22 protein-coding genes are annotated in these 24,080 nt (G+C 68.9%); 10 read left to right on the forward strand and 12 right to left on the reverse strand.

What is annotated here, in order from left to right:
- Positions 1-3 precede the first annotated feature (3 nt).
- Genes ABS41_RS00610 through ABS41_RS00620 form a run of 3 tightly spaced genes read right to left on the reverse strand, consistent with a single transcriptional unit; the run spans position 4 to position 3,248 of the window.
- The gene (locus ABS41_RS00610) at positions 4-2,004 is read right to left on the reverse strand and encodes an acetyl/propionyl/methylcrotonyl-CoA carboxylase subunit alpha (RefSeq protein ID WP_290588942.1); all 2,001 of its coding nucleotides are present in this window, start codon (positions 2,002-2,004) and stop codon (positions 4-6) included.
- Positions 1,997-2,440, reverse strand: a complete 444-nt coding sequence (locus ABS41_RS00615) for a GxxExxY protein (protein WP_290588945.1) — start codon at positions 2,438-2,440, stop codon at positions 1,997-1,999. The genes ABS41_RS00610 and ABS41_RS00615 overlap by 8 nt, the downstream gene beginning before the upstream one ends.
- Before the next feature lie 22 nt (positions 2,441-2,462).
- Complete coding sequence (locus ABS41_RS00620; RefSeq protein ID WP_290588948.1) at positions 2,463-3,248, reverse strand: enoyl-CoA hydratase-related protein; 786 nt, start codon at positions 3,246-3,248, stop codon at positions 2,463-2,465.
- A 124-nt stretch (positions 3,249-3,372) separates the two neighbouring features.
- On the opposite strand from ABS41_RS00620, the gene ABS41_RS00625 reads away from it, so the two are divergent.
- Genes ABS41_RS00625 through ABS41_RS00635 form a run of 3 tightly spaced genes read left to right on the forward strand, consistent with a single transcriptional unit; the run spans position 3,373 to position 5,724 of the window.
- Complete coding sequence (locus ABS41_RS00625; protein ID WP_290588951.1) at positions 3,373-3,615, forward strand: FeoA family protein; 243 nt, start codon at positions 3,373-3,375, stop codon at positions 3,613-3,615.
- Complete coding sequence (locus ABS41_RS00630) at positions 3,615-5,450, forward strand: ferrous iron transporter B (RefSeq protein WP_290588954.1); 1,836 nt, start codon at positions 3,615-3,617, stop codon at positions 5,448-5,450. The genes ABS41_RS00625 and ABS41_RS00630 overlap by 1 nt, the downstream gene beginning before the upstream one ends.
- A gap of 31 nt (positions 5,451-5,481) precedes the next feature.
- Positions 5,482-5,724: a DUF6587 family protein gene (locus tag ABS41_RS00635; RefSeq protein ID WP_290588957.1), complete on the forward strand. Its 243-nt coding sequence runs from the start codon at positions 5,482-5,484 to the stop codon at positions 5,722-5,724.
- Positions 5,725-5,794: 70 nt separating this feature from the next.
- Here ABS41_RS00635 and ABS41_RS00640 read toward each other — a convergent pair whose 3' ends face one another.
- From ABS41_RS00640 to ABS41_RS00660, 5 genes are all read right to left on the reverse strand, one after another.
- The gene (locus ABS41_RS00640; protein ID WP_290588960.1) at positions 5,795-6,736 is read right to left on the reverse strand and encodes a hypothetical protein; all 942 of its coding nucleotides are present in this window, start codon (positions 6,734-6,736) and stop codon (positions 5,795-5,797) included.
- Positions 6,736-8,430, reverse strand: coding sequence for a molecular chaperone HscC (locus tag ABS41_RS00645; RefSeq protein ID WP_290588963.1), 1,695 nt, complete (start codon positions 8,428-8,430; stop codon positions 6,736-6,738). Before ABS41_RS00645 ends, ABS41_RS00640 begins: the two co-directional genes overlap by 1 nt.
- A 230-nt stretch (positions 8,431-8,660) precedes the next feature.
- Positions 8,661-10,268: a carboxyl transferase domain-containing protein gene (locus ABS41_RS00650; RefSeq protein ID WP_290588967.1), complete on the reverse strand. Its 1,608-nt coding sequence runs from the start codon at positions 10,266-10,268 to the stop codon at positions 8,661-8,663.
- A 93-nt stretch (positions 10,269-10,361) separates the two neighbouring features.
- On the reverse strand, positions 10,362-10,700 hold the full coding sequence (locus tag ABS41_RS00655) for a hypothetical protein (RefSeq protein WP_290588970.1): 339 nt from the start codon (positions 10,698-10,700) through the stop codon (positions 10,362-10,364).
- A 156-nt stretch (positions 10,701-10,856) separates the two neighbouring features.
- Positions 10,857-12,032: a thiolase family protein gene (locus tag ABS41_RS00660; RefSeq protein ID WP_290588973.1), complete on the reverse strand. Its 1,176-nt coding sequence runs from the start codon at positions 12,030-12,032 to the stop codon at positions 10,857-10,859.
- 167 nt (positions 12,033-12,199) lie between these two features.
- On the opposite strand from ABS41_RS00660, the gene ABS41_RS00665 reads away from it, so the two are divergent.
- Positions 12,200-13,537: a tetratricopeptide repeat protein gene (locus ABS41_RS00665; RefSeq protein WP_290588976.1), complete on the forward strand. Its 1,338-nt coding sequence runs from the start codon at positions 12,200-12,202 to the stop codon at positions 13,535-13,537.
- Positions 13,538-13,560: 23 nt separating this feature from the next.
- On the opposite strand, the gene ABS41_RS00670 is transcribed toward ABS41_RS00665, so the two are convergent.
- Entirely contained in the window at positions 13,561-14,718 is a 1,158-nt protein-coding gene (locus ABS41_RS00670; RefSeq protein ID WP_290588979.1) for an isovaleryl-CoA dehydrogenase, read from the reverse strand.
- Positions 14,719-14,846: 128 nt separating this feature from the next.
- Positions 14,847-15,947 (reverse strand): Glu/Leu/Phe/Val dehydrogenase dimerization domain-containing protein, encoded by a 1,101-nt coding sequence (locus tag ABS41_RS00675; RefSeq protein WP_290588982.1) that lies wholly within the window; start codon positions 15,945-15,947, stop codon positions 14,847-14,849.
- Between the two features lie 374 nt (positions 15,948-16,321).
- Here ABS41_RS00675 and ABS41_RS00680 point away from each other — a divergent pair, with 374 nt between their 5' ends.
- From ABS41_RS00680 to ABS41_RS00700, 5 genes are all read left to right on the forward strand, one after another.
- Positions 16,322-16,936 carry a sigma-70 family RNA polymerase sigma factor gene (locus ABS41_RS00680; RefSeq protein WP_290588985.1) on the forward strand — a complete coding sequence of 205 codons (615 nt, stop codon included), beginning with the start codon at positions 16,322-16,324 and terminating at the stop codon, positions 16,934-16,936.
- Complete coding sequence (locus ABS41_RS00685) at positions 16,933-17,403, forward strand: cupin domain-containing protein (protein ID WP_290588988.1); 471 nt, start codon at positions 16,933-16,935, stop codon at positions 17,401-17,403. Before ABS41_RS00680 ends, ABS41_RS00685 begins: the two co-directional genes overlap by 4 nt.
- 76 nt (positions 17,404-17,479) lie before the next feature.
- Positions 17,480-18,043, forward strand: coding sequence for a hypothetical protein (locus ABS41_RS00690; RefSeq protein ID WP_290588991.1), 564 nt, complete (start codon positions 17,480-17,482; stop codon positions 18,041-18,043).
- A complete protein-coding gene (locus tag ABS41_RS00695) occupies positions 18,043-18,942 on the forward strand; it encodes a DUF3034 family protein (RefSeq protein ID WP_290588994.1) in 900 nt (299 codons plus the stop codon). Before ABS41_RS00690 ends, ABS41_RS00695 begins: the two co-directional genes overlap by 1 nt.
- A gap of 15 nt (positions 18,943-18,957) precedes the next feature.
- On the forward strand, positions 18,958-19,503 hold the full coding sequence (locus ABS41_RS00700) for a group 1 truncated hemoglobin (RefSeq protein ID WP_290589001.1): 546 nt from the start codon (positions 18,958-18,960) through the stop codon (positions 19,501-19,503).
- A gap of 12 nt (positions 19,504-19,515) precedes the next feature.
- Here the strand turns inward: ABS41_RS00700 and ABS41_RS00705 are convergent, their stop codons facing one another.
- Both ABS41_RS00705 and ABS41_RS00710 read right to left on the reverse strand, forming a co-directional pair.
- A complete protein-coding gene (locus ABS41_RS00705) occupies positions 19,516-22,140 on the reverse strand; it encodes an EAL domain-containing protein (protein WP_290589004.1) in 2,625 nt (874 codons plus the stop codon).
- Between the two features lie 91 nt (positions 22,141-22,231).
- A complete protein-coding gene (locus ABS41_RS00710) occupies positions 22,232-23,272 on the reverse strand; it encodes a hypothetical protein (RefSeq protein ID WP_290589007.1) in 1,041 nt (346 codons plus the stop codon).
- A gap of 139 nt (positions 23,273-23,411) precedes the next feature.
- On the opposite strand from ABS41_RS00710, the gene ABS41_RS00715 reads away from it, so the two are divergent.
- The gene (locus ABS41_RS00715) at positions 23,412-24,062 is read left to right on the forward strand and encodes a hypothetical protein (RefSeq protein ID WP_290589010.1); all 651 of its coding nucleotides are present in this window, start codon (positions 23,412-23,414) and stop codon (positions 24,060-24,062) included.
- The last annotated feature ends 18 nt before the right edge of the window (positions 24,063-24,080 follow it).

Here is a 24,080-nt window from a genome sequence, read left to right on the forward strand (position 1 = left end):
CGCTCATGCATCCTCCAGCGTCAGCAGCACGGCGTCGGCCTCGACGAACTCGCCGGCGGCGGCCTGCACCTTCGCGACCGTGCCGGCGCGCGGGGCGCGCAGGCTCAGTTCCATCTTCATCGCTTCCATCACCAGCAGCTCCTCGCCCTCGGCGACGGCCTGGCCGGGCGCGGCCTTCACCAGCACCACGCGGCCGGGCATGGGGGCCGTGAGGCGGCCGGCACCGTGGCCAGCGCCGGCGTCGTCGAAGCGGAAGGCGGGCACGCGCTCGAGCACGAAGCGCTGGTCGCCGTCGTGCACCAGCACATGGCTGGCGTCGGCGCGGGCGCGCACGCGCTGCTGGCGGCCGTCGACCTCGGCGACGAGGCGACCGGCCCCGAGGCGGGCGCCGACGACGCGGCTGTCGAAGCCGGCGCCGCCGAGCTGGTAGTCGCCGGCGCTGCCGCGGGCATGCAGTTCGATGCGCTCGCCGCGATACACAAAGCACAGCAGGCGGTCGCCCGCGTGGCCCAGTCGCCAGCCGTCGGCGATACCCCAGGGCGAGTGCGGGTCGGGGCTGGCGGCGGTGGCGGCCGCGGTGGCGGCCTCGTCGTGCAGCAGGCAGGCGCTGGCGGCCAGGGCCAGCACGGCCGGCGGCAGCGGCGCCTCCTTGGGCAGCACGTCGTCGAGGTGGCGGTCGAGATACGCCGTGTGGATGGTGCCGTTGACCACCTCGGGGTGGCGCACGAGGTTTTCGAGAAAGGCGATGTTCGACTTCGGGCCCACCACCTCGCAGTCGGCCAGCGCCTCGCGCAGGCGGGCGAGGGCGCGCGGGCGGTCGGCATCGTGGACGATGAGCTTGGCGATCATCGGATCGTAGTGGATGGTGACCGTGTCGCCCTCGACCACGCCGGCATCCAGGCGCACATTCGCCGACGGCTCCGGCAGGCGCAGCACCGAGAGCTTGCCCGAGCCCGGCAGGAAGCCGGCGGCCGGGTCTTCGGCGTACAGGCGCACTTCGATGGCGTGGCCACGGCTCTCGATTTCACCCTGGTGGCGCGGCAGGCGCTCGCCGGCGGCCACGCGCAGCTGCCACTCGACCAGGTCCAGCCCGGTCACCAGCTCGGTGACGGGGTGCTCGACCTGCAGGCGGGTGTTGATTTCCATGAAATAGAAATCGCCCTCGGGCCCGACGATGAACTCCACCGTGCCGGCGTTGACGTAATCGATGGCGCGCGCGGCCTCGACCGCGGCCTGGCCCATGCGTTCGCGCAGGTCGGGCGTGAGGAAGGGCGAGGGCGATTCCTCCACCACCTTCTGGTAGCGGCGCTGGGCCGAGCATTCGCGTTCGCCCAGGTGGATGACCTGGCCGTGGTGGTCGCCGAAGACCTGGATCTCGATGTGGCGCGGGCGGCCGATGTAGCGCTCGAGCAGCACGCGGTCGCGGCCGAAGGCGCCGGCGGCCTCGCGCTGGCAGCTCTCGAGCGCGGCGGCGAACTCGGCCGCGGCATTGACGATGCGCATGCCCTTGCCGCCGCCGCCGTGCGCGGCCTTGATCATCAGCGGGTAGCCGATGCGGTTGGCTTCGTCCTGCAGTTTGGCGGGGTCCTGGTCCTCGCCGGTGTAGCCGGGCACCACGGGTACGCCGCGCGCGTGCATCAGCTGCTTGGCGCCGGCCTTGCTGCCCATCTTGCGCATGGACGCGGCCTTGGGGCCGATGAACACCAGGCCGGCGGCCTCGACAGCCTCGGCGAAGTCGGCGTTCTCGCTCAGGAAGCCGTAGCCGGGGTGGATGGCCTGCGCACCGGACTTGCGCGCCACCTCGAGGATGGCTTCGCCGCGCAGGTAGCTGTCCTGCGGCCGCGGCCCGCCGATCGGCCAGGCCTCGTCGGCCAGCCGCGCATGTTGCGCCCGGGCATCGGCCTCGGAATAAACGGCCACCGTGCGGATGCCGAGCTTGCGGCAGGTGCGGATGACCCGGCAGGCGATCTCGCCGCGGTTGGCGATCAGTACTTTCTCAAACATTGGTTTTTGAACGCGGATTAGGGCGGATGGGAGCGGATAACAGCGGATTTCTTCCTGAGTGTATCCGGCGTTTGAACTGGGGGTGTGGGCCGAAGTTGAGGAGAAGGCCAATAGGCAGGCCGGTTGCCTTCAGATAGTTGACCAACTGGGCTTCGTGCGCAGGTGAGATGGTGGTCGCGACCTTCACCTCGACCAGCAAGCGACCGTCGACTATCAAGTCTGCCCGATATTCGCCTACGCGATTTCCCCGGAAGTAGACATCAACGGCAGTCTGTTGGAGGACGGAAAGTCCCAACTCGCGCAAACAGATCGACAAGGCATTTTCGTAGACCTGCTCAAGAAACCCGGAGCCCAGTTCGTTGTAGACGGCAAAGAATGCACCAATAACCTTCTCGGTCAGCTCTCCATCCAACAATTCGCTCTTATCCGCTCCCATCCGATCTGATCCGCGTTCAAACCTAAACCCAAACAGGGCGGCGTTTTTCGAGGAAGGCGGTGAGGCCTTCCTGGCCTTCGGGGGATACTCGCAGGCGGGCGATGAGGGCGGCGTTTTCGGCGTCGGTGCGTTCGGCGGCCTCCGGGGTCATGCCGGCCATGCGCAGCGCCAGCTGCTTGGCCTCGCGCTGGGCGACGGGGCCGCCCTTGAGCCAGAAGTGCAGGGTGCGGTCGAGCTGCTCGTCGAGCTGGCCTTCCGGCGCCACCTCGTGCAGCAGGCCGATGGCCAGCGCCTCGCGCGCCTCGAACACCTCCGCGCCGGTGAAGTAGCGGCGCGCATGGCGCGGCCCGATGGCCTGCACCACGTAGGGCGAAATCACCGCCGGCACCAGGCCCAGTTTCACTTCCGACAGCGAGAACTTCGCCGCTTCGGTGGCGATGGCGTAGTCGCAGCAGGCAACCAGGCCCACGCCGCCGCCGTAGGCCGAGCCGTTGACCCGGGCGAGGGTGGGCTTGGAGAGGAAGTTGAGCGTGCGCATCAGCTTCGCCAGGCTCAGCGAGTCCTGCAGGTTCTCCTGTTCGCTGGCCTTGGCCATGCGCCGCATCCAGCCCAGGTCGGCGCCGGCCGAGAAGGTGCTGCCGTCGCCGGTCAGCACCACCGCGCGCACCGACGGGTCGGCGTCCAGCGCCAGCAGCGCTTCGGTGAGCTCGGCGATCAGGGTGTCGTCGAAGGCGTTGTGTACGCCGGGCCGGGCCAGGGCCAGGCGCGCGGTGGCGCCCTGGCGGTCGATTCTTATGACGTCGGTCATGGGGACTCCCGCGGGAAGCGGCCATGATAGCGGCAGCGGTCCGACGGCCGGCAGCGCCAGCCCCTGTTGCCGGCACCGGCCCGGCCCTATAATGCGAATCATTCTCAGGAAGCGAACGGCCACCATGGTCCTTTCCGATCTCGAAACCGGCGCCCACGGCACCGTCGACGACGTGCACGATGCCGGCCCCGACGACATCGTCGCCCGCCGCCTGCGCGACCTGGGCTTCGTGCCCGGCGAAACCGTGCGCCTCGTTACGCGCGCCCCGCTGGGTGGCGACCCGCTGTTGGTGCAGGTGGGCTTCACCCGCTTCGCCATGCGCCGCCAGGAAGCCGCCCGCGTGAAGCTGCAGGTGCCGGGCGCCTGATGGGCGCGCTCAACATCGCCCTGGTGGGCAACCCGAACTGCGGCAAGACGGCGCTGTTCAACCGCCTCACCGGCAGCCGCCAGAAGGTGGCCAACTACGCCGGCGTCACCGTCGAGCGAAAGGAAGGCGCGTTCCGCACCCCTGGCGGCCGCAGCGTGCGCGTGCTCGACCTGCCGGGCGCCTACAGCCTCGACGCCACCAGCCCCGACGAGGCCATCACCCGCGCGGTCTGCCGCGGCGAGCTGCCCGGCGAGCCGGTGCCCGACCTGCTGGTGTGCGTGGCCGACGCCACCAACCTGCGCCTGCACCTGCGCTTCGCGCTCGAGCTGCGCCGCCTGGGCCGGCCGATGGTGCTGGCCCTGAACCTGATGGACGTGGCGCGCCGGCGCGGCATCCGCATCGACCTGGCGGCGCTGGAGAAGCGCCTGGGCATCCCGGTGGTGGAAACCGTGGCGGTGAAGCGCGAAGGCGCCGCGCCGCTGCTGGCGCGCCTGGACGCCGCGCTGCCGCCGGCGCCCGAGCCCGGCGACGACCACGGCGACCTGCACGCGCAGGTGCAGGCGCTGCTGGCCGAGGCCGTGTCCATGCCCGAGCGCACCAGCCGCCTCGACGAGCGCCTCGACCGCGTGCTGCTGCATCCGGTCTGGGGCCTGGCGATCCTGGCGGTGGTGATGTTCCTGGTGTTCCAGGCCGTCTTCAGCTGGGCCGCGCCGCTGCAGGACGCCTTGGCCGGCTCGATTTCCGTGGCCGGCGAGTGGCTGGCCGGGCAAATGCCCGACGGCCCGCTGCGCAGCCTGGTGCAGGACGGCCTGTTCGCCGGCCTGGGCACGGTGATGGAGTTCCTGCCGCAGATCCTGCTGCTCTTCACCTTCATCCTCGCGCTCGAGGAATCGGGCTACCTGCCGCGCGCGGCCTTCCTGCTCGATCGCCCCATGCGCGCCGCAGGCCTGACCGGCCGCAGCTTCATCCCGCTGCTCTCGAGCTTCGCCTGCGCCATTCCGGGCGTGATGGCCACGCGCTCGATCCAGGACCCGCGCGACCGCCTGGCCACCATTCTCGTGGCGCCGCTGATGACCTGCTCGGCGCGGCTGCCGGTGTACACGCTGCTCATCGGCGCCTTCATCCCCGACCAGCCGGTGTGGGGCGTGTTCAACCTGCAGGGCCTGGTGCTGTTCGGGCTATACGTGGGCGGCATCGTCAGCGCGATGGCCGCGGCCTGGGTGATCCAGAAACTGCGCCGCACCGGCGGCGAGCACGTGCTGCTGCTCGAGCTGCCGAGCTACCGGCTGCCGAATCCCCTGGACCTGGGCATCGGGCTGTGGGAGCGCGCCAGCATCTTCCTGCGCCGCGTCACCGGCATCATCCTGTCGCTGACGGTGCTGCTGTGGTTCCTGGCCAGCTACCCGGCCCCGCCCGAGGGCGCCACGATGCCGGCCATCGACTACAGCCTGGCCGGCAGGATCGGCCGCTGGATGGAGCCGCTCTTCGCGCCCATCGGCTTTAACTGGCAGATCTGCATCGCATTGATTCCCGGCCTGGCCGCGCGCGAGGTAGCGGTGGCGGCGCTGGCCACGGTGTACGCGCTCTCGGCCGCCAACGACAGCGAGGCCATCACCCAGCTCTCGCCGCTGATTGCCGCCGACTGGTCGCTGGCCACCGCGCTGTCGCTGCTGGTCTGGTACGTATATGCGCCGCAGTGCCTTTCCACGCTTGCTGTTATCAAGCGCGAGACCAACAGCTGGAAGCAGGCCGGCATCGCCGCCGCCTACCTGTTCGCGCTGGCCTACCTGGCGGCGCTGGTGACCTACCAGACCACCGCGTGGCTGATGTCATGAGCCACGTGGCGCCATGGCCGGGGAGGGCGGCATGAGTCCGCTGCTGCAGACACTGGTGGTGGCGGCCATCGTGCTGGCGTGCAGCCTTTCGGTGCTGCGCCGCCTGGCGCCGCGCGCGGCGTGGCAGGCGCAGGCGCGGCTGTCGTATTTCCTCGAGCGCCCCGGCCGCCCGGCGTGGCTGCAAAATCTAGGGCTCGCCCTTCGGCCGCCGGTGAGAGCTGCCGCCCCGGGCTGCGGCACGCGCTGTGGTGCTTGCGCAAGTTGCCCCCGTTAACGCCCCCCAATGGGCAGTTGCTGCTTGGGGGCTGCTGCGATTGGGGGAGACGATAACGGTCGTCAGGACCCTATTGATTGCTTTTGCTATCGCCCGGGTTGTCTTTGGGAGGAAGCTCTACCGGTGGCTTGTAGCGCCAGTCCGGAATGGGCTTGGGTTGACCGTCCAGAGGCACCCATTCTTGCTCCCGCACCGGCGGCGGAGGAGTTTCCGCCGGAACCCGATGGTCGGCGTTGGGCACGCAGCGCGCCAGCGCACCAAACAACAGCACTACAAGTATTGCCGGGAAGACAGGCGCGGTTCCCCAGGACTGGGCCTTGACCCTGGGGCTGCCGTCTTCGTTGAACATGAAGCTCATGTCTGGCCCGACGAGGACTTGGTGCTGCCGGTGGGCGACATCCTTCAGGCGCTCCAGCCTGGGCTGCAAGTTGAGGGTTCTTCGGTCAACCTGATCGAGTCCGAAGAACGCCAGGAGGATGCGCAGGCACTCCGGCGAGGGAAGCTCAGTCGATGATTCGAGTGCTTCCATGACCAACGGGATCAGCCAGTTCCGCCCTGGAATTGAATAGAGCTCGGGTCGCGACTGCAGCCAGGATTCGAATTCAGCAGGAGGCGTCCTGGCGGCCAGCAGCATCGCCTCGATGAGTTCGCCTGGAGGGAGCATGGCCACTTCCTCGCGACGATCCTCAATCCGGATGTGATCTGCGCCGGGGTTGTTGAAGCTCCCACCGGCCTCGTCGGGCGGCGTTATCGGTGCGAACGTACCGTAAGGGGTGGTAGCTTCAAGCTGCTGTGCGGTGGGCTCGATCTTGAGCGTTACCCCTTGCGCCCTGGATTCTGCGCGCTGGCGCACGTAGGCCAGTGCGTGCTGGTAGGCCTCGTGCAGTCGTTGGAACTCCACAGGATCGTCGTCGGGCCTGCGTGATTTGAGCCTGTCGGCATAAGCGCGCTTAACAGCTCGTTCGTCCGCGCTGCGATCTAGTCCAAGTGCTGAGAGGTAGCGCTTGTCCATCAGTGATTCGAACCCTCGAACTCATCCAATGCCGAAATCAACTGCTGGCGGGCACGGGCGATCATCTGGAGGTTCTGGCTCTCCAGAACCTCCAGGTATCGGGCAAGGAGGTCCTGCACGTACCTCCGGGCGTCACCAAGATGCTCGGCATAGAGTCGTTCAGCGCGGGCCATCAGGGCGATGTTGGCAAGGTCTTCCCTGGGATGCGTCTTGATCGCCGAGAGCGCGGCGAAGCGAGCGGCTATCTCTGTCTGGCTCAACGTCCCTGGGTTCTGCTCTAGAAACAGCTCATGTCTCTCGCCCGTCGAGATCACGCTCACCTCCACCTGAAGCACTCCGTTGACGTCGTAGGTGAAGCGAACGTCGACCGGGTTCTCTTGTACTGGCCGGGGTGGCAGCTTCAACAGGAGCTGGCCAAGCCTGATGTTGTTGGCGACCATCGGGCTCTCTCCCTGGTATACCTCGAGCCGTAGCTCGGTCTGCATGTCGGTGAGCGGCCAGAATCGCTCTACCCGGCTCACCGGGACAGTGGAGTTGCGCTCAATGAGGGGGGCGAAATAGCCGCCCGCTTGCCGGCCAGTAGACTCGAGGCGGGCGGTAGCCACGCCCAACGTGTAAGGACTTACATCCGTCAGGACGACTTCCTCAAGGCGCTCATCCCGCGCCTTCATTCCCGCTGCCACCGCTGCTCCGACGGCAACTGCTTCGTCTGGATTAATGTGCCGAAGCGGAAGGCGGCCAAGCATGCGGGCCACGAGGCGGGATACGAGCGGCATTCGAGATGCGCCCCCAACCAGCACGATCTCATCGAGCTGCTGCGGGTCGAGCCTGGCGTCGCGCAAAGCCCGCTCAATGGGCTGGCGAAGCCGCTGGATGAGTGGATCCACAATCTTCGCGAAGTGGGGCTCGTCGATGTTCCAGGTTAAGTCCCGGCCCTCGATCTTCATCTCGATCGTGGCCGAAGCAGAGAGGCTCAACTGCCGCTTTGCGCGCTCGACTCGGGATGCCAGTTGTGCGCGCAGGCTTGCGGGGAGGTCCTGTAATCGAAGGTTCCACTGACTGCAGACATCCTCCAAAAGTGCCTGCAGAAAATCCTCTCCACCCAGATGATTGTCGCCGCAGGTTGCATGGACCTGCATCACGCCATCGAAGACCTCGAGGATCGAGACGTCAAACGTGCCGCCGCCGAGGTCAAAGACGAGGAAGGTGGCCTCATCCTTCTTCTCTTGGAGGCCATAGGCGAGGGCGGCTGCAGTGGGCTCATTGATCAGTCTTTCCACCTTCAGCCCCGCCAGTTCGCCGGCAGCGCGGGTCGCTTTCCTCTGGGCGTCGCTGAAGTACGCCGGTACGCTTATTACGGCTTCCTTAATCGGAGTGCCAAGGTGGGCTTCCGCATCAGTGACCAGGGCGCGAAGGACCATGGCCGAGAGCTCCTCGGCGCGATATGCCTGGTTGCCGATGAGTATCTGTCGGTCGGTGCCCATGAACCGCTTGAACGTGCCTGCACCGCAGGCTGGTTCTATCGCGAGCTTGTCCCTCGCCGCCTCTCCAACCAAGAGCCGTTTTTGATCGTCGATGGCTACGACGGAGGGCGTAAGCACGCTCCCGAGAGCGTTTGGAATGAGTCTGGGTCCGTCGGGCGAGTAATAACCAATCAGCGAATGGGTCGTGCCGAGGTCGATGCCGACGATCATTTGGTGCTCGCAAGGTAGGCTCCCTGGCGATGATACCGATATCTCCTGGCCCGCTGCCTCTCCACGGCAGCGAGACGACGCCAACCGGGAAAAATTCTCTAGCTTGCAGCGGACGGCGTCTCGATCGCTCTCTGGCGATAGGTTATGAAGCTGAATCGCCTAGCGGGCAGAGGGGCGGCGAGCTCGCGCAGCGGTATCTCCAGTTTGCTCCAGACCCGGCTTGGCATGCCTTACATCCGGAAGACGCCGAAGCGGTCTTTTTCGATGGGGGCGTTGAGGCTCGCCGAGAGGGCGAGGCCGAGCACGCGGCGGGTGTCGGCGGGGTCGATGATGCCGTCATCCCAGAGGCGGGCGCTGGCGTAGTAGGGGTGGCCCTGGCGCTCGTACTGGTCGCGGATGGGCGACTTGAAGGCCTCTTCCTCGTCGGCGCTCCAGGCCTTGCCGGCGGCCTCGAGGCCGTCGCGCTTGACCGTGGCCAGCACGCTGGCGGCCTGCTCGCCGCCCATCACGCTGATGCGGGCGTTGGGCCACATCCACAGGAAGCGGGCGCCGTAGGCGCGGCCGCACATGGCGTAGTTGCCGGCGCCGAAACTGCCACCGATGACCACGGTGAACTTCGGCACGTGGCTGCAGGCCACGGCGGTGACCATCTTGGCGCCGTCCTTGGCGATGCCGGCGTTTTCGTACTTCTTGCCGACCATGAAGCCGGTGATGTTCTGCAGGAACACCAGCGGGATGTCGCGCTGGTTGCACAGCTCGATGAAGTGCGCGCCCTTGAGCGCGCTCTCGGCGAACAGGATGCCGTTGTTGGCGACGATGCCCACCGGATAGCCGTGGATGTGCGCGAAGCCGCAGACCAGGGTCTTGCCGTAGCGTGCCTTGAATTCCTGGAACTCGCTGCCGTCCACCACGCGGGCGATGACCTCGCGGATGTCGAAGGGCCGGCGCGTGTCGCGCGGCACGATGCCGTAGAGCTCCTCGGCGGGATACTGCGGCTCGCGCGGCGGCTGCACGGCCACCGGCAGCTGTTTGCGGCGGTTGAGGTGTTTGACGATGTCGCGGGCGATCTGCAGCGCGTGGCGGTCGTTTTCGGCGTAGTGGTCGGCCACGCCGCTCACGGACGTGTGAACGTCGGCGCCGCCCAGCGATTCGGCGTCCACCACTTCGCCGGTGGCGGCCTTCACCAGCGGCGGGCCGCCCAGGAAGATGGTGCCTTGCTCGCGCACGATGATCGATTCGTCGCACATCGCCGGCACGTAGGCGCCGCCGGCGGTGCAGCTGCCCATCACCACGGCGATCTGCGGGATGTTGCGCGCGCTCAGCCGGGCCTGGTTGTAGAAGATGCGGCCGAAGTGCTCCTTGTCCGGGAACACCTCGTCCTGCAGCGGCAGGAAGGCGCCGCCGGAATCGACGAGGTAGATGCAGGGCAGGTTGTTCTCCAGCGCCACTTCCTGCGCGCGCAGGTGCTTTTTCACCGTCATCGGGAAGTAGGTGCCGCCCTTGACGGTGGCGTCGTTGGCCACGACGACCACTTCCACGCCGTGCACGCGGCCGATGCCGGTGATGATGCCCGCGGCCGGCGCGGCGTCGTCGTACATGCCGCCCGCGGCCAGCGCCGAGAGTTCGAGGAAGGGCGAGCCCGGGTCGAGCAGGGCGGCCACGCGCTCGCGCGGCAGCAGCTTGCCGCGCTCGGTGTGCTTGTTGCGGGCCTTCTCGCCGCCACCGAGCGCCACCTGCGCCAGCTTCGCCTCGAGGTCTTCGACCGCGGCGCGCAGCTGCGCGGCGTTGGCCTGGAATTCGGGATCACGCGGATCGATGTGGCTGCTGAGCTGGCTCATGGTTTTCCGTCGGCGAAACAACACCGGGAGTGTAAAAGAAAACGGGCGCGACTCGCGTCGCGCCCGTTCGCTTTGAAACCGAGGTGCGAGCGATTACTGCTCGACGGCCTCTTCGACTTCCTCGGCAGCCTCTTCCACGGCGCCTTCGACAGCGTCGGCGGCGTCGGAAGCAGCAGCGGCGGCGTCGTCGGCCACGGCCTCGGCGCCCTCGGCAACAGCCTCGGCACCCTCGGCGACGGCGTCGGCGGCCTCGGAACCAGCCTCGGCGGCGGCGTCGGTCGCGGCCTCGGCGGCCTCGCCAGCAGCCTCGGCGGCGTCGGTGGCGGCAGCAGCGGCCTCGTCGGCCGCGTCGGCCGCCTGCTCAGCCTGGTTGGAGCAGGCCGCCAGGGCCAGGCCCAGGGCCATGGCGAGCAGGATCTTGTTCAGGGACATTGGTGAATTCCTCGTCTGGACGTAGGGAAAAAAACGAAAATCAGCAAACGCGCTCCTAAGAGCGCGTCGTGAAAATCATGTCAGGAACTGAACGGTAGTCAAGCGCCATTTTTCGTTAACGAAAAAATAACGCGACTATGGGTGACTCTTTCCCGTTTAGGCCAGCTCGATGGCCACCGCCGTGGCCTCGCCGCCGCCGATGCAAAGCGAGGCGACGCCCCGCTTGCCGCCCCGGCGCTTGAGGGCATTGACCAGGGTCACCAGCAGGCGGGCACCGGAAGCGCCGATGGGGTGGCCCAGGGCGCAGGCGCCGCCGAACACGTTCAGCTTTTCGTGCGGGATGCCCAGCTCCTTCATCGGGGCCATGGCCACGACGGCGAAAGCCTCGTTCACCTCGAACACGTCCACGTCGGCCACGCTCCAGCCGGCCTTGGCCAGCACCTTCTCGATGGCCGACACCGGGGCGGTGGTGAACCACTCGGGCTGCTGGGCGTGGGTGGCATGGGCCACCACGGTGGCGATCGGGGCCAGGCCGTTGGCCTTGGCGGCGTCCTCGGACGCCAGCACCAGCGCGGCGGCGCCGTCGTTGATCGACGAGGACGCGGCGGCGGTGATGGTGCCGTCCTTCTTGAAGGCCGGGCGCAGGGTGGGGATCTTCTCGATGTTGCAGCGGCCCGGCTGTTCGTCGGTGTCGATCAGGGTGTCGCCCTTGCGGCCGGCCACGGTGACCGGGGCGATCTCGTCCTTGAAGCTGCCGTCGGCCTGCGCGGCCAGGGCGCGGCGCACCGACTCGGCGGCGTAGGCGTCCTGCTGCTCGCGGGTGAAGCCGTGCTTGTCGGCGCACAGTTCGCCGAACACGCCCATGGCCTGCTTGTCGTAGGGGTTGGTCAGGCCGTCCCAGGCCATGTGGTCGAGCATCTCGGTGCTGCCGTACTTGGTGCCGGTGCGCGAGTTCATCAGCAGGTGCGGGGCATTGGTCATCGACTCCATGCCGCCGGCGACGACGATGCCGGCCGAGCCGGCCTTGATGAGGTCGGTGCCCATCATCACGGCCTTCATGCCCGAGCCGCAGACCTTGTTGATGGTGGTGCAGCCGACCGAAGTCGGCAGGCCCGCGCCCAGCGCGGCCTGGCGGGCCGGGGCCTGGCCGAGGCCGGCGGGCAGCACGCAGCCCATGATCACCTCGTCGACCTTCTCGGCCGCGACGCCGGCCTGCGCGACCGCGGCCTGGATGGCGGTGGCGCCGAGCTGCGTGGCCGGCACGCCGGTGAACTGGCCCAGCAGGGCCCCGAGGGCAGTGCGCTTGGCACCGACGATGACGACCTTGGACATGGTGACTCCGGGGTAGGTATGACAGCCCTCGATTATAGCCCCGTCGCCGGGGCGCCACCCGCTGTCCCAAAGGTCATTGGCCCTTCCCGGCGATGCGCGCGGGGCCGTGCCTGGCGTGGAATGGCGCATCCGGCCCGCCGGTTCCCCCCAAAAGTCAGGACCCCCCAATGACGATCCAGGATTCCTCTGGTCACCCGCTGTCGGGTGCCTCCCCTCGCGCCGCCGAGCTTTATGGTGTCGCCCTGGGCCAGCTGCAGTGCTATCGCGGCGACCCGGTGGCGACCCTTGCCGAAGCCACCCGGGACAGTCCGGGCTTCGTGATGGGCCACGCCATGCTCGCCTGGCTCTATCTCACGGCCTCCGAGGCGGAGCCGCTGGCATTGGTCCGGCAGTCGCTGCAGGCCGCACGGTCGCTGCCGGCCACGCCGCGCGAGCTCGGCCACCTGCAGGCCGCCACGAGTTGGGCCGACGGCGCCTGGCATCGGGCCGCGCGCCAGCTCGAGGACATCAGCATCGCCTACCCGCGCGATGCGCTGGCGCTGCAGATTGGCCACCTGCTGGACTTCTTAACTGGCGACGCGCGCATGCTCCGCGACCGCATCAGCCGTGCGCGACCGCAGTGGTCGGAATCCATGCCCGGTTTCCACGCGCTGCTGGGCATGCAGGCCTTCGGGTTCGAAGAGTCGGGTCAGTACGACCAGGCCGAGGCGCTTGGCCGCCGGGCGGTCGAACTCAACCCGCAAGACGCCTGGGCCTGGCATGCGGTGGCCCATGTAATGGAAATGCAGGATCGCGTGGACGAAGGCATCGCCTGGCTGGGCGAGGATGTCGCCGCGTGGTCGGAAGGCAGCTTTTTCGCGGTGCACAACTGGTGGCACCTGGCGCTTTACCACCTTGAGCGCGACGAGACGGCACGCGTGCTGGCGCTGTTCGACGGCCCGATCTTCGGGCACGGGCCCACGACGGCGATGGACCTGGTGGACGCGTCGGCGATGCTCTGGCGGCTGCAGCTACGCGGTGTGGACGTCGGTGACCGCTGGAAGGCGGTGGCCGAGGCCTGGGCGCCGCAGGCGGGTGCCGGCTGGTACGCGTTCAACGACGTGCATGCGGCGCTGGCCTTCCTCTGCGCCGGTCGCAGCGACCTGCTCGAGCAGGTGCGCGAGGCACAGCGGCAAGCCATCGCCGGGTCGGGCGACAACGTGATGTTCACGGCGGAGGTCGGCGCGCCCTTGCTGGAGGCATTGGCGGCGCTGGCCCAGGGCGACCACGGCCGGGCCGCGCGCGGCCTGCGCGCGGTGCGCCCGATCGCCCACCGTTTCGGCGGCAGCCACGCCCAGCGCGACCTGAACGACCTGAGCCTGATCGAGGCAGCCATCGGCAGCGGTGACCGGGCGCTGGCCGAGGCCGTGGTCGCCGAGCGCGTCACCAGCAAGCCCACGCGGGCGAGCACCGCGGCGTTGCTGCGGCGGGCGTGGGGAAGCGTGGGCGCCGGGCAGGCCGCGTAAGCGCCGGGGACGGCAAAAACGGGTCAGGCCCGGCCTTCGAACAGCTCGCGGCCGATGAGCATGCGGCGGATCTCGTTGGTGCCGGCGCCGATGGCGTAGAGCTTGGCGTCGCGCAGGATCCGGCCGGTGGCGTATTCGTTGATGTAGCCGTTGCCGCCCAGGGCCTGGATGCCCTCGAGCGCCACCTGCACGGCGGCCTCGCTGGCGTGCAGCAGGCAGGCGGCGGCGTCGATGCGGCTCGAATGGCCGGCGTCGTAGTCGCGCGCCACCTGGTAGGCGAAGGCGCGGCTCGACTGCAGCGCCGTGTACATGTCGGCGATCTTGCCCTGCATCAGGCCGAAGGTGCCGATGGCGGCGTCGAACTGCTTGCGCTCGCGCACGTAGGGCAGGGCGATGTCGAGCGCGGCCTGCATCAGGCCGATCGGGCCGCCGGTGAGCACGAGGCGCTCGGTGTTGAGGCCGCTCATCAGGACCTTGACGCCCTGGTTGACCTCGCCGAGCACGTTTTCGGCCGGGATCTCGCAGTTGTCGAACACCAGTTCGCAGGTGTTAGAGCCGCGCATGCCCAGCTTGTCGAGCTTCTGGGCGGTGGAGAAACCCTTCATGCCCTTCTCGACCAGGAAGGCGGTCATGCAGCGCGAACCCGCGTCCTTGCCGGCGGTGCGCATGTAGACGATCAGCACGTCGGCCTCGGGGCCGTTGGTGATCCACATCTTGCTGCCGTTGGCGACCCACGCGCCGTCGCGCAGTTCGGCGCGGCAGCTCATCGAGCCCACGACGTCCGAGCCGGCGCCCGGCTCGCTCATCGCCAGCGCGCCCTTGTGCTCGCCGCTGCACAGCCTGGGCAGGTACTTGTGGCGCTGGGCCTCGCTGCCGTTGGCGTAGAGGTTGGCCACGCACAGGTTGCTGTGCGCGCCGTAGCTCAGGCCGACCGAACCGGAGGCGCGGGAGATTTCCTCCATCGCCACCAGGTGGGCCAGGTAGCCCATGTCGCTGCCGCCGTACTCGGCGGGCACGGTCATGCCCAGCAGGCCGAGCTCGCCGAGCTTGGGCCACAGGTCCTGCGGGAAGGCGTTGTCGTGGTCGATCTGCGCGGCGCGCGGCGCGATCTCGGTCTCGGCGAAGCGGCGCACCGCCTCGCGCAGGGCATCAAGATCCTCACCAAGCGGAAACGGACGCATCAACAACTCCAAGAAAGGGGGTCAGGTTCACTTACAGAAACGGGGTCAGGTTCACTTATCGCGCGTGCAATCCCGATGAATGCAGGCCAGCCAGCGATAAGTGAACCTGACCCCGTTTCTTGGCTTGCTTAGTTGCCGCGGCGGCCCTGGAAGCGCGGCGCGGCGGCGCCCAGGTGCGGCAGACGCAGCTTGCCGATGGCGGTGATGCGCTCCTCGGCCATGCGGTCGGCGGCCCGGAAGGTCGGAATGCCGTCGCGCTTGGAGATCTCGAAGATCCGGCCCAGGTTGTAATAGATGGTGCGCATCATGCGCATGGCGCGCTCGCGGTTGTAGCCGTCGATCTCGAGCGAGACGTTCATCAGGCCACCGGCGTTCACCGCGTAGTCCGGGGCGTAGAGGATGCCCTTCTTCTCGAGCTCGACGCCGATCTCGTCGTTGGCCAGCTGGTTGTTGGCCGCGCCGCAGATGACCTTGCACTTCAGGCGCGGCAGGGTCTTGTCGTTGACGGTGCCGCCCAGGGCGGTGGGCGAGTAAACGTCGCAATCGACGTCGTAGATCTCGTCCAGGGCCACGGCCTCGCAGCCGAACTCGTCCACCGCGCGCTGCACGGCGTCCTTGTTGATGTCGGTGACGAAGACCTTGGCGCCGCGCTCGCGCAGCAGCTTCACGAACTCCATGCCCACGTGGCCCACGCCCTGCACGGCGTAGGAGTAGTTGCCCACGTCCTCGTTGCCGAACTTGACCTGCAGCGCGGCCATCAGGCCCTGCAGGGTGCCGTAGGCGGTGAACGGCGACGGGTCGCCCGAGCCGCCGTGCACCTGGTGCACGCCGGTGACGTAGTCGGTCTCGCGCAGCACGTATTCCATGTCGTTGACGTCGATGCCGACGTCCTCGGCGGTGATGTAGCGGCCGCCGAGCGAGTTGACGAAGCGGCCGAAGGCGCGGAACAGCGCTTCGGACTTGTCCTTGTTCGGGTCGCCCCAGATCACCGCCTTGCCCCCGCCGAGGTTCAGGCCCGACACGGCCGCCTTGTAGGTCATGCCGCGGCTCAGGCGCAGCACGTCCTTCAGGGCCTCTTCCTCGCTGGCGTAGGGCCACATGCGCGTGCCGCCCAGGGCCGGGCCCAGCACGGTGTTGTGGATCGCGATGATGGCCTTCAGGCCCGCGTCCTTGTTGTGGCAGTACACCACTTCCTCGTGGTTCGAGGTCGAGATGGTTTCGAAGATCATGGAAGGCTCCGGTCTGGCGGACTGCGCGGGGCCGGGGAGGGCCGCGCTTGCGAAAAGAGGTTAAAAAGCGTCCGCAAGTTATTGAATTTAATGGCCTGCTTGAACGGCCAGCAGGGCCTCGCCGGGTTACGGCGCGCCGTAGTGTAAAGCAAACGCTCTAGACGGGCAGGTGCCGTCCGGGACCAGCGTGGCCGGTTCGCCGCGGTCCGGGCGTTGCTTTGGATGCTTGGCGGTCTTGTCTCTCCCCGGAGCACCGCCAGCCTCCAACCCTAGAGCAGGGTTCATTGGGCGACCACGGCGTGGTCGCCCTTTTTTTGCTTCACATTCCCTGCAGATCGATGGGCGGCTAATGGGGCATTCCCCAAGCCGTGCCCATGCCCAGACTCAAGTCCCCCGCGCCCGAGGCCTCCCGGGCCACCTGCGACGAGGCCGCGCTGGTGGCCTTGCTCGGTCGCATCCGGTTTGGCGACGCCTCCGCCCTGGGCCAGCTCTACGACCTCACCGTCGGGCGCCTGCATGCGCTCGCGCTGCGGGTGCTGGGCAATGCCGACGATGCCGAGGAGGCCCTGTCCGACGTCTACCTGCAGGTCTGGGAGCGTGCGGCCAGCTACTGCCCCGAGCGCGGGGCGGTCATGGCCTGGCTGCAGACCCTGGCCTGGAGCCGGGCCTGCGACCTCGGCCGGGCGCGCCGCCGCCGGCAGCCGCGGGGCCTGCATCCGGACGGCACGCCGTTGGCGTATGTGGAAAGTGAAGAGCCCGGGCCGCAGCTGCTCGCCGAGCGTGCCGGCGCGGGTGCCCGGGTGCAGGCCGCCCTGGCCGGCCTGGGCGCCGCACAGCGCCGGGTGCTCGAACTGGCCTATGGTGAAGAGATGTCGCACGCGCAAATCGCCGAAGTGACCGGCCTGCCGCTGGGAACCGTCAAGTCGCACGCCCGCCGCGGGCTGGCGGCCCTGCGCGCCGCGCTCGACGACCTGGAGGGCCTGGCGTGAGCAACACCGGCCCCAAGGATCGCGACTGGCTGGCGCTGGCCCTCGCGGGCCTGCTGCCGCAGGCGCCGCCGTCGCCGCAGCGCAGCGAAGCCCTGCGCGCCCGCATCCTGGCCACGGCCACGGCCGGGCGCATGCGGGTCGTGCGCGCCGAAGAGGGCGACTGGGCCCCATTCCTGCCGGGCATCTTCATCAAGACCCTGCGGCTCGATGCCGAGGCCGGCACCCAGACCACGCTTTGGCGCATCGAGGCGGGCGCCAGCATCCCGGCGCACTCGCATTCGCACGAGGAAGAGTGCCTGGTGCTCTCGGGCACCATCCTGCACGACGGCGTGGCCTACCACGCCGGCGACTTCCTGCTCGCCAGCCCGGGCGACAAGCACCAGGCCTTCCAGTGCCCCGACGGCGCACTGCTGCTGATCCGGGGCGAGCGGCTGCCCGAGCCCTCGCGGCTGCAGGCGCCGCGCTAGCGCGGAGCAGGGTGCATCCAAGGCCCGCGGTGGCGGCGTAAGGGAATTCAAACCTCCCGAACCGCCGGAGCCACCGATGCCATCGACCCGCCTGCTGCTTGCCGCCTTCCTGGCCCTGGCGACCTGGCAGCCCGCACTCGCGCAAGCCCCACAGCCCGCGCCGAACACCAGCCGACCGCCGGCCGCGGCGCCCTCGCCGCTGTCGCAGCCCTCGGCGCGCGACATCGCCCTGGCCAGCCCGGTGCCGATCTGGCAGCGCCGCGGCGTCCTGGTCGAGCAGGGCGGGCGTGGCCTCTACACATACACGAAGGACACCCCCGGGCAGAGCCGCTGCGATCCGCAGTGCGAGCGCCTGTGGCCGCCGCTCTACGCCGAGCCCGACGCCAAGCCCCACGGCCCCTTCACCATCGCCCGCAGCCGCGACGGCCGGCCGATGTGGGCCTGGCAGGGCAAGCCGCTGTATCGCTGGCTGTCCGATCGCAAGCGCGGCGATGCCGGCGGCGATGGCGTCGCCGATGTCTGGCACCTGGTGAAGGTGCCGCCCGAGCTCAACGACCAGGTCGTTGCCTATTTCCCGATGCCGATGCCGCGCCGCAGCGCCGACGCGCCCGCCACCTTGCCCACCGAGAGGACCCGCTGATGAATCCACGTGCCAGACATCCCGCCCGCTGCCTGCTCGCGCTGGCCCTGTGCGCCCCTTCGGGCATCGCCCTGGCCCAGTCGGGCGACGCTGGCGACCGTGTGGGCGGCAAGCTGCTGCTCACCGGCGGCGTGACCCAGGTCGAGGGCGCCGCGGGCGGTGGCCTCACGCCCTGGGCCGTCATCGGCGGCTACGGCACGCGCGACCAGATCGGCGCCAACGCCTTCTACACCCGCGTGGACGTGGACGACTACGCGCTCGACAGCTACGGCGTGCTGGTGGGCTTCCACGACCGCGTCGAGCTGTCCTTCTCGCGGCAGAAGTTCGACACGCAGGCCGTGGGCGGCGCGCTGGGCCTGGGCAATGGCTTCACCTTCACCCAGGACACCTTGGGCGTGAAGGTGCGCCTGTTCGGCGACGCCGTGCTCGAGCAGGACACCTGGCTGCCCCAGGTGTCCGTCGGCGCGCAGTACAAGCGCAACGACCAGGCCGGCGTGCTGGCCTTCGTCGGCGCCCGCGACGACAGCGGCATCGACTACTACGCCAGCGCCACCAAGCTGCTGCTCGACAAGAGCCTGCTGCTCAACGGCACCGTGCGCCTGACCAAGGCCAACCAGTTCGGCATCCTGGGCTTCGGCGGCGACCTCAACGACGACTACGAGGCGCAGTTCGAGGGTTCGGTGGCCTACTTGCTGAGCCGCAACTTCGCCATCGGCGGCGAGTACCGCATGAAGCCCGACAACCTGGGCATCGCCGAGGAAAACGACGCCTGGGACGTGTTCGTCGCCTGGGCGCCGTCAAAGCATGTTTCGCTGACCCTGGCCTACGTGGACCTGGGGAACATCGTCATCGCCGACAACCAGCGCGGGCTCTACGCCTCGCTGCAGGTGGGCTTCTGAACCATGGAGATCGTGATGAACAAGACCAAGCTGCTGGTGCTGTGCTGCCTGCTGGCCCTGGCCGGCGCTTCGTTCGCGCAAACCACGCCCGAGGAGCAGGCCATGCTCGAGGAAGAGGCGCGCCTGGCCGCCGAGGAGGCGGCGCTGGACGCGGCCGCCGAGCGTGACCCGAGCGCGCCCGACCCGGCGCCGGCCCATCCCGAACTGCGGCCGGTGCTCGAGGCCTTCGGCGGTCGCGAGGGCCTCGACCGCCTGATGGACACCTTCATGGCCGGCCTGCTGGCGGACGAACGCATGGGCCCGTTCTTCGCCAACGCCGACCAGGAGCGCGTCAAGCGCCAGCTGGCCGAGCAGTTCTGCGTCATCCTCGGCGGCGACTGCACCTACAGCGGCCGGGACATGAAGAGCTCGCATGCGGGCCTGGGCATCGACCGCGCCGACTTCAACCGGCTGGTGGAAGTGCTGCAGGTGGCCATGGACGCCCACGACGTGCCCTTCAGCGCCCAGAACAAGCTGCTGGCCAAGCTGGCGCCGATGCACCGCGAGGTGGTGACGGAATAGGCCGCGGCGGCGCTACTTCATTCCCGGCCCGGGTGCTTCGACCTCCGGCCCCAGGCGTCCCCGGCGTAGCAGCCCGGGGACGTCGGCGGCGGGCACGGGGCGGCTGAAGAGGTAACCCTGCAGTTCGTTGCAGCCGGCCGTGGCGGCCAGTCGCGCCAGTTCCTCGGTCTCGACGCCCTCGGCCACGACCTTGCACTCGAAGGCGCGGGCCATGCCGGTCACGGCCCGCACGATGGTCATGTGCTTGCGCCCCTCGGGCAGCGGGGCCACGAGGCTGCGGTCCACCTTGATGGCGTCGAAGCCGAAGCGCTGCAGGTTGCCGATGCTTGAGTAGCCCGTGCCGAAGTCGTCCATGGCCACCTGCACGCCCATCTGCCTAAGCGCCGCCAGCACCTCGCGGGTGAGTTCGGTGTCGCGCATGGCCTGGGTCTCGGTGATCTCCACCGACAGGTAGCCCGGGTCTAGCCCGGTCTCGAACAGGGTCTCGCGGATCAGCGACAGCACCGACTCGGCGTCGAACTGGGCCAGCGACAGGTTCACCGCCACCGGCACCGCAAGCAGGCCGTCAAGCTGCCACTGCCGGCACTGGCGGCAGGCCTGGCGCAGCATCTCGGCGTCGATCTGGCCCACCAGGCCGCATTCCTCGGCGGTGGGGATGAACTCGCCCGGGGGCACCATCGGCTGGCCCGTCGGCTGCCAGCGCACCAGCACCTCGAGACCCGTGATCCAGCGGCTCTGGGCGTCCACCTTGGGCTGGTAGTAGGGCACCAGCTCGCCTTCGCGGATGGCCCGGCGCAGCCGGCGCTCGAGCTCGAGCCGGCGTTCGGCGCGCTCGCTCATCGCGTTGGTGTAGTACTCGTACCGGCCTCGCCCGTGCTCCTTGGCGTGGTAAAGCGCCGCGTCGGCGCGCTTCATCAGCAGCGTGGCCTCGTCGCCATCCTCGGGAAACAGGCTGATGCCGATGCTTACGCCGACCCGCAGCTCGTGGCCATCGACGAAATAGGGCTCGGAGACGGCTTCGATCAGCTTTTCGGCCACCCAGGCCGCGTCACGCGGGTCGGCAAGCCGCGGCATCAGGATTACGAACTCGTCGCCGCCCTGGCGGCTCACGGTGTCGTCCTCCCGCACGTTCTCCCTCAGGCGCCGCGCCACGGCCTGCAGCAGCAGGTCGCCGATTTCGTGGCCCAGGGTGTCGTTGACGATCTTGAAGTGGTCGAGGTCCAGGAAGATCAGGCCGCCGCGGCGCCCCTGCGGCAGGTCGGCCAGCGCGCGGGACAGTCGGTCCTGCAGCAGCACGCGGTTGGGCAAGTCGGTGAGGTAGTCGTGCTGGGCCAGGTGCGACATGCGCAGGGCCATGGCCCGCGACTCGCTGACGTCGTGGAAGACCATCACGCCGCCCACCAGCTCGCCGTCCATGCCGATGATCGGTGCCGCCGAGTCTTCGATGGGCAGCTTGCGACCGTCGCGCGCCACCAAAAGCGTGTTCAGCGCCAGACCGACGATGCGCCGGTCGCGCATGGCGATGGCCAGCGGTGCCAGGCCGGGGCTGCCGCTCTCGGCATCGAGCAGGCGCATGACGTCGTCGATGGGGCGCCCCACGGCCTCGGCCGAGGTCCAGCCCGTCATGTCCTCGGCCACCCGATTGAGGTAGGTGATGCGCGAGTGCGGGTCGACCGTGATCACGGCGTCGCCGATCGAGCCCAGCGTGGTTTCCGCCAGCTGCTTTTCCTCGAACAGTTCCCGCATGGCATTCCTGCGCTGTGCGGCCAGTACCGACACCACCAAGGGAATGCCGGCCGCGAGCGCGGCGTAGAGGTTGAAAGCCACCGAATCGAGCGCGGCGCTTCGGATGCCGCCGCCATCGGCGCCGGCCAGGGCATTGGAGTCAAAGTACAGACGAAGCCCGACCATCAGCGCGAGGTTCGCGCTGCACAGCAGGCTGGTGCCCAGCCGCCCGAAGATGAAAGCAGCCACCAGCAGCGAAACCGTGGCTGGCAGGAACGGTCGGCTCAGGTATCCGACAGACAGCGCCGTGGCCAACAACGTGCCCAGCGCCACTGCCGCCAGCTGCCATGCTCCCGTGCCGGCCTGAAGTCGACGCCAGGCATCGCCCGTGGCGGCCAGCAGCGGTGGCAGCATGAGCACGGCACCAAAGGCTGCGGCGACGATCCAGGTGAACCACACCGTGCGAAATTCACCGGTGCCCAGCGCCTCGTGTACAACGGCCGGCACCACGCCGCCCAGGGCGGGACCCGCGATGCCCACCAGGAAAACGGGGAGCACCAGGGCGCGCACGTCGGGCAGGCCCATCACCGGCACCTGCCATCGGCGCAGTACGTACACCGACAGGCCCACGGCCAGCGTGCTGGCGAAGGCGTGGGACAGCATCAGGCTCCAGGGGTCGCCGGCCAGGGCGCCGACCGCCAGGCGCCCGGCAAAGCCCAGAACCAGGTACGCGGCGGGGAAGTGCGGTCGCCGGCACATGACGCCCAGCAGCATTGCGCTGGCGACCCAGGCACTGGCCACGTTGCCCGGCTGGCGGGTAAGGGCCACGGCGAGCACGCCCAGTGCGACATAGGCCAGGCCCGTGCCCAACAACCACGGCAGCTCGCGAAGGAGCCTTGCTGCTAAGGCCATCCACTCGTCCCCGAATCACCTCAGGGGCGAATGTAGCCAGTTGGGCCGCGCTTGACCATGTCGCGGGTCAAGCGGGCCTCATTGGACTGCCTCAGTCGGCCGCCGGCGCTTCAACTGCGTCCACCACCGGCACCACGCCGTCGTCCTTCATGTTGCCGCCGTCGAGGCCGGCCTTGCGCACTTCCTCGGCGGCGCGGGCGGCCACGAGGGCTTCGCCGGTGACCACTTCGTCGGCCGGGATCGACACCAGGGTGTCGTCGCGCGTCCAGAGCAGGGCGCGGCCTTCCTCGTGCGAGACCAGCACGGCCTCGAACTCATCGAAGCCCTGCGTGCTGAGGGTGCCGATGGCGGCGTCACGCGGAACCTTCGGCAGGTCGCGGTCCGACGTGGCCAGTGCGAAGGCCTCGGCCACGGCGAGGTCGACCACCGCGCGCAGGCGGGCGTGGTCGTCGGCGGCCCAGGCCTGCAGCGGGTCTTCGCCCTCGGCGAAGTCGGCCGGGGTGGTGAAGACGGTCACGTCGCGGCGCGCCACGCGGCGGCTGCGGTCGTGCTTGCCCTCGCGCAGCTCGATGTCCAGCGACAGGCGCAGCTGGCGCAGGCTGGGGTCGAAAATCAGCGGCATGTTGATGATTTCCTTGGCCGCGCTGCCATTGCCCACCAGCACGAAGCGCTCGGCGTTGCGGGCGGCCTTCAGGCGCATCAGCAGCTTCGGGTCGGGGCGGGATTCGGCGAAGTAGGCGAGGGCGGTCTGGTTCATTTCCTGCCCGGCGAGGGCCTGGCCGATGCTCTTGCGCAGCAGGGCCTGCAGGGCCTGTTCGTCCAGGTTCTCGGTCAGGGGCTTGACCCGCTCGTCGGTGCGCTTCTGGGCGTCGATGGCGGCCTGGTGGCGCACGGCGGCCATGCCGATGGCGCCGCCGATGGCCATGGAGATCGGGTCCACGCCGGCAATCACCGGCTGGTAGGCGACCTGCGGCGTCTCGACGTAGAACTCGGAGCCCTTTTCGGCCTGCATTACGTGGAATTCCGGCAGGTCGTCGGTGACCAGCACGACGGTGGGCGCGTTGGCGTTGGCCAGCGCGGAGGCGAAAGCAAGCGTGCCGGCCAGGCCGGCGATCAGGCGGTTCTTCTTCATGTGTCTCCCCAGTGAAGCGGGGAGGGTAGCAGGCGCGCCGGGTCGCCCGCCCGCGAATTTGTCGCAGGAATGCCTGGGGTCGGAGGTAATTTGCTTCGCAAATTACCTCCGACCCCAGGCCTTGGCTAAACTCGCGCCCATGGACGAGACCCCCCGCGTCGACGACCTCCCGGGCAGCTTCGGCTACGGCGCCGGTGTGCTCTACGGCCTGCCGCAGCCGCCACGCTGGATGGGCGAGGTGCAGCCCGACCTGCACAAGGTGCTGCTGTTGATGTCGGGCGGCGAGATGCTCTACGGCCACCTCACGGGCCTGGACTGGGAAGGCGGCAACGTCATCCTGCGGGTGGGCGAGGAAACCCTGTCCAACCCCATCGGCGACCTGCGCGGCATCCTGCTCAGCGGCCGCGAGAAGCTGGGCCGCCCGCCCATCGCCCCCACCGGCACCATCACCAGCACGCTGCGTTACCGCGATGGCGGCGACTGGATGCTGCAGGCCCACGCCGTGCACGTGGACCTGTTCGGCGCCGGCTTCTTCACCCTGGCCGACGGCCTGCTGCACGCCGTGTTCGTGCCCTGGCGCTCGCTGGCCGAGAACGAGCTGACCCTGCAGTCGGGGCTCTCGGACCACCAGCGCGCCCGCATCCAGCGCGAAGTGGCCTTCCGCCGCGGCGCCGACATCGACCGCCTGCAGGGCGCCAGCCTGGACCGGGTGCCCGGCCAGAGCCGGGACGACGCCGACATCCGCCGCAGCGCCTTCGCCAAGGCCTTCTGCAAGGCCTTGGGCGGCTAGGGGCGGCGGCCAGCTAAA

This window comes from Arenimonas sp. SCN 70-307, from assembly GCF_001724815.1.
In the GTDB taxonomy this organism is placed as follows: domain Bacteria; phylum Pseudomonadota; class Gammaproteobacteria; order Xanthomonadales; family Xanthomonadaceae; genus Arenimonas.